The sequence below is a fragment of the Zoogloea sp. genome (assembly GCF_030157465.1).
In the GTDB taxonomy this organism is placed as follows: domain Bacteria; phylum Pseudomonadota; class Gammaproteobacteria; order Burkholderiales; family Rhodocyclaceae; genus Zoogloea.
Genome location: NZ_JAOAUU010000160.1, coordinates 1 through 8,417, shown reverse-complemented (window position 1 = coordinate 8,417; position 8,417 = coordinate 1). Strand labels below are relative to the sequence as shown.

Annotated in this window: 8 protein-coding genes; 7 read left to right on the top strand and 1 reads right to left on the bottom strand. The window is 67.3% G+C overall.

What is annotated here, in order from left to right; translation table 11 throughout:
- The 4 genes from Q1W26_RS19500 to Q1W26_RS19485 all read left to right on the top strand — a co-directional run.
- Positions 1-129, top strand: a 129-nt coding sequence (locus tag Q1W26_RS19500) for an RtcB family protein (RefSeq protein WP_300443551.1), incomplete at its 5' end; no start/stop codon positions are given.
- Positions 130-217: 88 nt separating this feature from the next.
- Positions 218-991 (top strand): phosphonate ABC transporter, permease protein PhnE, encoded by a 774-nt coding sequence (phnE, locus tag Q1W26_RS19495; RefSeq protein ID WP_300443549.1) that lies wholly within the window; start codon positions 218-220, stop codon positions 989-991.
- A gap of 134 nt (positions 992-1,125) precedes the next feature.
- On the top strand, positions 1,126-2,796 hold the full coding sequence (locus Q1W26_RS19490) for an AarF/UbiB family protein (protein WP_300443546.1): 1,671 nt from the start codon (positions 1,126-1,128) through the stop codon (positions 2,794-2,796).
- A 177-nt stretch (positions 2,797-2,973) separates the two neighbouring features.
- Positions 2,974-4,137, top strand: a complete 1,164-nt coding sequence (locus tag Q1W26_RS19485; RefSeq protein WP_300443543.1) for an acyltransferase — start codon at positions 2,974-2,976, stop codon at positions 4,135-4,137.
- Positions 4,138-4,152: 15 nt separating this feature from the next.
- Here Q1W26_RS19485 and ilvA read toward each other — a convergent pair whose 3' ends face one another.
- Positions 4,153-5,673, bottom strand: coding sequence for a threonine ammonia-lyase, biosynthetic (gene ilvA / locus Q1W26_RS19480; protein ID WP_300443540.1), 1,521 nt, complete (start codon positions 5,671-5,673; stop codon positions 4,153-4,155).
- Positions 5,674-5,738: 65 nt separating this feature from the next.
- On the opposite strand from ilvA, the gene Q1W26_RS19475 reads away from it, so the two are divergent.
- The 3 genes from Q1W26_RS19475 to Q1W26_RS19465 all read left to right on the top strand — a co-directional run.
- Positions 5,739-6,116, top strand: coding sequence for a RidA family protein (locus Q1W26_RS19475; RefSeq protein ID WP_366143711.1), 378 nt, complete (start codon positions 5,739-5,741; stop codon positions 6,114-6,116).
- 169 nt (positions 6,117-6,285) lie between these two features.
- Positions 6,286-7,311, top strand: coding sequence for an SGNH/GDSL hydrolase family protein (locus Q1W26_RS19470; RefSeq protein WP_300443535.1), 1,026 nt, complete (start codon positions 6,286-6,288; stop codon positions 7,309-7,311).
- A 211-nt stretch (positions 7,312-7,522) separates the two neighbouring features.
- On the top strand, positions 7,523-8,417 hold an 895-nt coding region (locus Q1W26_RS19465; RefSeq protein WP_300443533.1), incomplete at its 3' end, for a DUF3683 domain-containing protein.

Here is an 8,417-nt window from a genome sequence, read left to right as displayed (position 1 = left end):
CGCAAGGACGCCGACGTGATCGATGAAATTCCGATGGCCTACAAGGATATCGACGCGGTGATGGCGGCCCAGTCCGAACTGGTGGAGGTGGTGCACACCCTGCGCCAGGTGGTCTGCGTGAAGGGTTGAGCGGGGTAAAATCCGCCAAAATCAGGTTTGCAGGGCAAAAACACGTGATACGACATGACTTGGGGCATACCGCCCCGGAGCGCTCCCGGTGAAGCCCGGCGTCTCCACCGGCCCGCTGCTGTCCATCGCGCTGGTGCTGGCCGCCGTGTGGGCCAGCTTCGCCTACCTCGACATGCCCCTGGGCGCGCTGTTCTCGGGCGCCGCGGCCGGCGAGGCGGCAGACTTTGTGCAGCGCTTCTTCCCGCCCGATCTGTCGCCGGAGTTTCTCGGCAGGGTTGGCTTTGCGGCGCTCGAAACCCTGGCCATCTCGCTGCTCAGCACCCTCATCGCCGCGCTGGCCGGCGCCGCGCTGGCGCTGCCGGCGGCCCGGCGCCAGGGCCTTGTGGCCCGCTCCACGGCCCGCTTCGTGCTCAACCTGCTGCGCTCGGTGCCCGAGCTGGTGTGGGCCACGCTGATGGTGCTCGCCGCCGGCCTCGGCCCCTTTGCCGGCACCCTCGCGCTGGCGCTGCACACCACCGGCGTGCTCGGCCGCCTGTTTGCCGAAGCCCTCGAAAACACCCCGCCGGCCCCCGCCCGGGCGCTTGCCGGCAGCGGCGCCCCGGCGCTGGCCAGCTTTCTTTACGGCACCTTGCCGCTGGTCGCCCCCCAGTGGCTCGCCTACGCGCTGTACCGCTGGGAAATGAACATCCGCATGGCGGCGATCCTCGGTTTTGTGGGCGCCGGCGGCCTCGGGGCGCTGCTTTACTACAGCCTCTCGCTGTTCCACGAAGCCCAGGCCAGCACGGTCATCCTGACGATGCTGGCGATGGCGATCGCCGTGGATGGGGCCAGCGCCTGGATGAGGCGGGCGATGGCGGGGTAGGGTGCCGGCCATGCTGTGCTTGACTGGCCGGCCGGCTTGATCAATCGTCCCTCGGTCCTTCCCCGCTCCCCCCTCACCGGAACCGCAGCCATGCCACTCGCCACCGCCTCCCCCCGCCCCCGGAGCCTCCGCTGATGCTCTGGGAAGCCCTCGGCGCCGCCCGTGACCTGGGCCGGGTGCACGACATCGCGGCGGTGCTCATCCGCTACGGCTTTGGCGATCTGGTGCAGCGGCTGGGCATGGCCCGGGCGCTGGAACGGGCAGGGACCGCGCTGCACCTGAACCTGCGCGGCCCCGAACACCTGGCCCGGCTGGAACCCCCGCAGCGGGTGCGCCAGGCGCTGGAAGAGCTGGGGCCGACCTTTGTCAAACTGGGGCAGATCCTCGCCACCCGGGGCGACCTGTTTGCGCCCGAATGGATCGCCGAGTTCGGCAAATTGCAGGATGCCGCGCCCGCCGTGCCGTTTGCCGACATCCGCGCCCAGCTGGCCGAAGACCTGGGCCAGGCGCCGGAAGCCGTGTTTGCCGAACTCGACACCGAGCCGCTGGCGGCGGCATCGCTAGCGCAGGTGCACCGGGCCCGGCTGGCCGATGGCACCGCGGTGGTGCTGAAGGTGCGGCGGCCGGGCATCCGGCCGGTCATCGAGGCCGATCTGCGCCTGCTCGGCCGGCTTGCCGAGATCATCGAAACCGAGGCCCCCGACCTGCGCCGCTACCGGCCGCGGGAGGTGGTGCGCCAGTTTGCGCAGTCGCTGCGTCGCGAACTCGACTTTTCGGCCGAAGGACGCAACGCCGAGCGCATCGCCGCAAGCTTTGCCGATCACCCCGAGATCGTCGTGCCGCGCATCCACTGGGAATGGACCGGCGAGCGGCTCAACGTGCAGGATTTCATCGAGGGCATTCCCGGCCGCAACGTGGCGGCGCTTGCCGAGGGTTTCGACCGCAAGCTGCTGGCCCGGCGCGGCGCCGCCGCGGTGCTGAAAATGATGCTCGAGGACGGCTTCTTCCACGCCGATCCGCACCCGGGCAACGTGTTCTACCTGCCCGGCAACCGCCTGGGCTTCATCGATTTCGGCATGGTCGGGCGCCTGCCCGAGCAGCGCCGCTACGAGGTCGCGGAGCTGATGCACGGCCTGGTGGACCGCGACGCGAGCCTGGTGGCCGAGGTGCTCCTGGGCTGGAGCAGCGACGCCAACGGCGACGCCGCCGCGCTGCGCGACGAGATCGAGCGCTTCGTCGACGAATACCACGGCGTGCCACTCAGGCAGCTCGACTTCGGCACCATGCTGGCCGACGTGGTGACCATCCTGCGCGAGCATGGTCTGGCGCTGCCGCCCGACCTGGCGCTGATGGTCAAGGCCTTCATCACCCTCGAAGGCCTGGGCCGCCAGCTCGACCCGGATTTCGACATCGCCACCGAAGCCGCGCCGTTTCTCAGGCAGGTGCTGTTCGCCCACCACGCCCCGTCGGCCATCGCCCGGCGCGGCTGGCGGGCCCTGACTTCAGCCGTCGACCTGCTGGCCGGCCTGCCCCAGGATCTGGGCCGCCTGCTGCGCTCGGCGCGCCGCGGCAGCCTGCGCGTGGAAGTCGACATCCCGCCGCTCAAGGCCTTTGGCGACCAGCTCGACCGCGCCGCCAGCCGCCTGACGATAGGCATCGTGACCGCCGCGTTGATCATCGGCTCGTCGATCGCCATGACCGTCGAACGGGGCGATTCCACCTCGCTGCTGGGCCTCCTCGGCTTTATCGGCGCCATGCTGGGCGGGCTGTGGGTGCTGCTGTCGGTGTGGCGCGGCGGGCGTTAGGCCGCTTTTCGCACTGCAGCATCGAGACGAGTGGGCCGCCTGCCGCGCTGAAGCACATGCTCACATCCTGCCTGGCTGGAGCCCCGCGCTGGCGTGCGACAATCCGCTGCGGCGGTGCGATCGGCAGCCCCTTGGCGGCCCGCCTTCCGGCAGGCGCCTGAGTCGAATGGTGAGTGGATGAACCTGATTCTGGATATGGCACGAGGCATCGCGGCGCTGCTCGTATTCCTGTTTCACGTGCGCGGCGGGTTCGAGGCCAGCATGCCCGTGCTGGCCGATATCGTGCGTTTCGGCAGCCTGGGCGTGCCGCTGTTCTTCGTCATCTCGGGCTATGTCATTTCGGCCTCGGCCGAGGCCACCCTGCGCAAGGGCGAAAGCGCCGGCGCCTTCCTCAAGCGGCGCTTCCTGCGCATTTTTCCGCCGTTCTGGCTGTCCATCCTGGTGGTGCTGGCGGTGCCTTATGTTCTTGCGGCGATCTCGGCCCTGAAGTCCGGCATGTACGAGATGCCCGAACCGCGCTTTCTGGCTCTCGGCGCCATCGACTGGCTGCAGCTGGTGAGCCTCGTCAAGGTTTTCATGGCGGTCGGCGACGACCTGCAGGGCCAGTTCAACCAGGTCAATTCGGTTTACTGGACGCTGGCGATCGAATTCCAGTTTTACCTGTGCGTCTATCTGGCGCTGCTTTTCCGGGCGCATTTCCGCCTGATCATCGCCCTCGTGAGCGGCGCCAGCCTGCTCTTGCTGGCCTGGCCGCTGCCGCTCAACAGTGGCCTGTTCATTCATTTCTGGCCGATGTTCGCGGTCGGAATCGCGCTGCAATACCTGTCCCTGAACGGCTGGCAGGCCGCCCGGATATTTCCGGGCAAGAGCCGGATCGTGGCCGCGCTGGGCGTGGTGCTGATCCTCGGCAGCTTGCTGCAACTGGCCTACCTGGGCTCGCTGGCCGATGTGCTGGAGCGCTTCTTTCCGTCGGCAAGCCTGGGTTTTGCGCTGGTCTGCGCACTGGTCCTGTGGCTCGCGGCGCCCTTCGGCGAGGGCCTGGAGGCCGCACGGGAAGGCGGCAACCGGGCGCTGCGCTGGCTGCTCAAACCTGCCGCGTATCTCGGCGTGATCTCGTATTCGGTGTATTTGCTGCACGGGATCATCGTGCAGTTGCCGGGCATGATCGTGCGCCAGATCCTGCCCGCGTCCAATCCGCTGAATCCCCTCCTGAGCGTGGCCGCAACCCTGGCCCTGTGCGGGGTGTTCTACACCTGGGCCGAAAAGCCCTTCATGAGCAAGCGCCAGCGGGCCATCAACGCCACGCTCCTGGAAGACGAGCGGGATTCCGCAGCCGGCTAGCGCCGGCCACGGCTTTCAGCCGAGGAACATCCGGTAGGCCGGATTGCCCGTTTCATCCACGTATTCGTAACCCAGCCGCGCCAGAAAACCCTGGAAGGCCTGGCGATCGGCCGGCGGAACCTGCATGCCGACCAGCACCCGGCCAAAATCGGCGCCGTGGTTGCGGTAGTGGAAGAGGCTGATGTTCCAGTCGGAACGCAGGGTTTCGAGGAAGTTGAGCAGGGCGCCCGGACGCTCGGGGAAGACGAAGCGGTACAGCACTTCGTTTTCGGCCTGGGGCGCGTGGCCGCCGACCATGTAGCGGATATGGCTCTTGGCCATTTCGTCGTCGGTCAGATCGAGACAGGGCAGCTCGTGGCGCTGCAGCATCTCGGTGATGCGCACGCCTTCGGCGCGGTTGTGCACCCCGACGCCGACGAAAATGTGGGCCTTGTCGGCGTCGCCGTAGCGGTAGTTGAACTCGGTGATGTTGCGGTTTCCGAGCAGATCACAGAACTTCTTGAACGATCCGGGCTTTTCGGGGATGGTCACGGCCAGCACGGCTTCGCGCTGCTCGCCCACTTCGGCGCGCTCGGCCACGAAGCGCAGGCGATCGAAGTTCATGTTGGCACCGGAAGCCACCGCCACCAGGGTCTTGTCCCGGAGGTTGTGGCGCTTGGCGTATTCCTTGGCGCCGGCCAGCGACAGGGCGCCGGCCGGCTCGAGGATCGAGCGGGTGTCTTCGAACACGTCCTTGATGGCGGCGCAGATGGCGTCGTTGTCCACCGAGATCATTTCATCCACGTATTCCTGGCACACCCGGAAGGTTTCCTCGCCCACCAGCTTGACCGCCGCGCCGTCGGCAAAAAGCCCGACGCTGGGCAGCTCGATGCGCCTGCCGGCGGCCAGCGACTGGGTCATGGCGTCGGAGTCGACGCTCTGCACGCCGATCACCTTGATCTCGGGGCGCACGCGCTTCACGTAGGCCGCCACGCCGGCGAGCAGCCCGCCACCGCCCACGCAGCAGAAGATCGCGTGGATGGGCTTGCCGTGCTGGCGCAGGATTTCCATGCCGATGGTGCCCTGGCCGGCGATCACGTCCGGATCGTCGTAGGGGTGCACGAAGGTCAGCTTTTCGGTCTTTTCGAGTTCGACCGCGTGAACGTAGGCATCGGAGAAGGATTCGCCGGCCAGCACCACTTCGCCACCGTTGCGCTTCACGGCGTCGATCTTGATGGCCGGGGTGGTGGTGGGCATGACGATGACGGCCCGCACACCCAGCACCTTCGCCGACAGGGCGACGCCCTGGGCGTGGTTGCCTGCCGAGGCGCAGATCACGCCGCGCTTCAGGGCCGCCGGGCTCAGGTTGGCCATCTTGTTGTAGGCGCCGCGCAGCTTGAAGCTGAACACCGGCTGCATGTCCTCGCGCTTCAGGAAAATCTTGTTGTGGATGCGCACCGACAGATTGGGAGCCGGGTCGAGGGGCGTTTGAATCGCCACGTCGTACACCTGGGCGGTGAGGATCTTCTGGAGATAATCGGGGTGCGGCGCGCTCATTTGGAAACCTGTGTTTCGGCGGATGAAGCTCTGGAGGGTAGCAGCCGGGGCGGCCGCACTGCAACATGCGGGTTTTACCTTGGAGAGACTCCGTGAGCGACATCCAGCGAGCCGGCACGACGCCGCGTTATTCCGACTACACCCGTCACAACGGCGTGATGTATTGCGTCGAGGTGCCCCCCGACGAGGCCGCCGACATCCGCACCCAGACCGGCGCCATGCTGGCCAGCCTGGAGACGCTGCTGGCCAGCGCCGGCAGCGGCAAGGATCGCCTCCTGATGGCGACGCTCTATCTCACCGACATGGCCGACTACGACGCGGTGAATGCCGTCTGGGAGGCCTGGCTTCCGCCCGGCTGCGCGCCCAGCCGGGCCTGCGTGCAGGTGACGCGCCTGGCCGCGCCGGGCTGGAAAGTGGAAATCGCGGTGCAGGCGGCCGTGTAGCACGCTGCAGCGCCGGTGCCCATAACGGGTTTATCCTGCCTTTACATCTGACGTCCCCCGCCTATATTGAGTTGTGGCCGCAAGGCAGGGTAATGCCCCCCATAGAGGAGCAAACCTTCCGCGGCACGGTTTTCGGGAGTTTTCCGATTCACTCGACGAGGGGGCTGTCATGGCATGGCGTGAGCGTGGTTATCGTGGTGTTGTCGCGTTGTCTCTCGCCCTCACGGGCTCCCTGGCCCAGGCGGGGCCGTATTCGGCGATGTACGTTTTCGGCGACAGCCTGTCGGATGTCGGCAACGACGCCCTCATCTCCGGCACGGCCATCCCGCTCAAGCCGGTGTTCACCGACGGAACAAGCACCGGGCGCTTCACCAACGGCCAGAACTACATCGACGGACTGGCAGGCTACCTGGGCCTGAGCGTCGCCCCGTCGCTGGCCGGCGGTACCAACTACGCCTACGGCGGCGCGCGCGTCAATGGCATCACCCCCGACCTGGTTCCGCTGGGCGGCAAGAGCTTCAGCCAGCAGATCGGCACATATGTCACCTCCCTTTCGGCCGCGGCCGACCCGAACGCCCTTTATGTGCTGTGGATCGGCTCGAACGACATCTCGGATGGCATACGCGCCCGGATCGGCGGCGATCCGACAGCGATCGGCACCGCGGTGGGCACCACGCTGAACGCCATCGGCGGCGCCATCACCACGCTTTCAGGCCTCGGCGCACGGCACTTCCTGGTGCCCAACCTGCCCAACCTGTCACTGACACCGGGCATCCGGTTTGCCGGCAGCAGTGATCTGTCGGCGCTGGCCGGCGGCGTCAGCGCGCTGTTCAACGCAAACCTTTCCGGCCTGCTGTCCGCCAGCGCCTTCACGGCGCTCGACATCAACACCCTCGACGTGTTCTCGGCGCAAACCGACATCACCAACGATCCGGCAAGCTATGGCTTCACCGATGTCTCCAGCGCCTGCTACACCGGCGAACCGGACGGCAGTGCGCGGCCGGGCTGGGGCACCCCAACGGTGTGCGCCGACCCCACCGGCTACATGTACTTCGACTACCAGCACCCCAGCGCCCAGCTGCACGCCCGGCTGGCGCAGCTGGCCTTCAGTGCCGTCGTTCCCGAACCCGACAGCCTGGCGCTGCTGTTCACCAGCCTCGGCCTGATGGGCGTCATGGCCCGGCGCCGCCGCTGACCCACCGCCCCGCGCACCACCAAGGCCCGTCCTGCCCGGACGGGCCTTTGTTTTTTGCGCCGGAACCACTCGGTCGAAATCCGGCTCCAAGCACCACGGCACCGCGACCTCCCGCGGAAGCCCTGCTGGCTGTAAGGCTTTGTTTTTCGACAGAAGGCGGGGCGCTCCGTTAAAATGGTCAGTTCTCCGCTGCAAAGATTCAGGTAACGCAATGACCCAACGCCTGCGCGAAATCCCCTACAACTACACTTCGTTCTCCGACCGCGAGATCGTCATCCGGCTGCTTGGCGCCGAAGCCTGGCAAACGCTCGATGCGCTGCGCTCCGAGCGTGTAACCGGCCGCTCCGCACGGATGCTCTACGAGGTGCTGGGAGACGTGTGGGTTGTGCAGCGCAACCCCTACCTGCAGGACGACCTGCTCGCCAACCGCGACCGCCGCGGCGCGCTGATCGAAGCCCTGCGCCACCGCCTCCACGAAATCGAGAAGCGCCGCGAGGATTCCATCGGTGAAGATCCGGAGCGGGCCTCCAAGGTGGCCAGCCTGGTCACTGCGGCCCACGGCGCCGTCGATCGCTTCAAGGCCTTCTTCGAAGACACCTACGATCTGCGCAAGCGCGTGCAGCGCGAACTCGTTCGCCACACCCGCAAGGACAACATCTGCTTCGACGGCCACGCCCGCGTCTCCCACGTGACCGACGCCACCGACTGGCGCGTCGAATACCCCTTCGTGGTGCTCTACCCGGACACCGAAGAAGAAATGGCCGCGCTGGTGAAAAGCAGCATCGAACTCGGCCTGACCATCATCCCGCGCGGGGGCGGCACCGGCTACACCGGCGGCGCCGTACCGCTGGACGCCAGGTCGGTGGTGATCAACACCGAAAAGCTGATCTCGATGGGCCCGGTCGAAGAAGTCGTGCTGCCCGGCCTCAATGGCCCGATGAGCCAGTCCTACGCCACCATCCGCACCGGCGCCGGCGTGGTCACCGAGCGCGTCTCCGAAGCCGCCTCCGCAGCCGGCCGCGTGTTCGCCGTCGACCCCACCTCCGCCAGCGCCTCGTGCATCGGCGGCAACATCGCCATGAACGCCGGCGGCAAGAAGGCCGTGC